The 1,154-nt window shown below is 60.1% G+C and carries 2 protein-coding genes; both read right to left on the bottom strand.

Going from position 1 to position 1,154, the window contains the following annotated elements; genetic code table 11:
• On the bottom strand, nucleotides 1-872 hold an 872-nt coding region (locus WH91_RS20325), incomplete at its 3' end, for a carbon-nitrogen hydrolase family protein (protein ID WP_248305836.1).
• Between the two features lie 70 nt (nucleotides 873-942).
• Nucleotides 943-1,137: a S26 family signal peptidase gene (locus WH91_RS20320; RefSeq protein WP_428040679.1), complete on the bottom strand. Its 195-nt coding sequence runs from the start codon at nucleotides 1,135-1,137 to the stop codon at nucleotides 943-945.
• Nucleotides 1,138-1,154 lie beyond the last annotated feature (17 nt).

The following is a 1,154-nucleotide window of genomic DNA, read 5'->3' as shown; positions in this document are numbered from 1 at the left end:
ACGCCGGTATGTTCAACAACTGGGTTCCCAAAAAAGTCGGCTGCCGCTCCTCCGGTCGACCAAGGTTGCCACATCGATACTGGCACCGGCATACGCTGCCGATACAGCACTTCTGCCCCCTTTGCGGTCACGGAAATCATCAGGTTTTCGTAGCCGTCACCCGCGAGAATTATGGCCCCTCCAATCACGGTCACCTGGAAATTGGCGAGCGCTCCGCTCCATAGCGCCTCAGCAGTTGGTGTCCAGATGCCGAAAGCGCTTTCGGGCAGCACGACGACTTTGGCACCGTCAACTGCAGCGGCTTGCACCAGATGAATGGTCACGCGTTGCTGGGCATAGTCGGCATACTGTTCCCTGCCAGTGACAAAGCTCGTGTCGATCCCGCGCCAGCTAGACGGTGGCGCAGGTTCGGTCCAGTTCATCGACGCCGATATCGAAAGCGCGCCTATGACAGCGATAGCAAGCCATCTAAGCCGCGTTGAAACAGAACTCATGAGGAGAACCATGGTCATCGCCAAACCCCACCACCCCCAACCTGGAAGCATGATGCCAGCAGCGGTGATTGGATTGGCCCAGCCCAGTATGCCCAGCGGCGGCACCGACATCAGGACGTTGGCAAGCAGATAGCGCCACGGTTGCCGCCAACCACTTCGTTTCGTCCAACACGCCGCATGAGTGCCGACAAAAACGAGCGATGCAGTGACCCACAGTGCGATCCCTAAGAGACGGTCACTGCCGAAGAAGATTGAAACGCCTTCGGGTAAGCCGCGTGAGGCACCAAGGAAATACGCTGCAGCGACGAGGGCCGCGCCGGCACGGGAGCCAGCCACACTCCATAATGCCGGGAAGACCATAGCCATCGGCAAGGTCAACGGATTGCCGCTCCACCCGATAACGCCTAACGTCGCGGACCCCACCACCAAGATCGTGAGGCGTCCGCCCCTATGGCGCCAGGACAAAAACCGACGCAGCGAGGCCAAGAATGCCGTCGGCCGGGAGCGGCCCGAAGTAACGCGAGTCATAGGAGCCACCAAAAGGGGAATGGAGGAATACGGAGCCGGGCGGGACCTGCCCACTGGCGAAGGGAGATAGCGGCCTGTCCTCAGCGTCCGTAGAACGAACCCCGGAATTTGGCAGTTCGACCCCGTCAATGA

It is taken from the genome of Devosia psychrophila (assembly GCF_000971275.1).
Lineage (GTDB): Bacteria > Pseudomonadota > Alphaproteobacteria > Rhizobiales > Devosiaceae > Devosia > Devosia psychrophila.
This window is presented reverse-complemented; position numbering and strand designations above follow the sequence as displayed.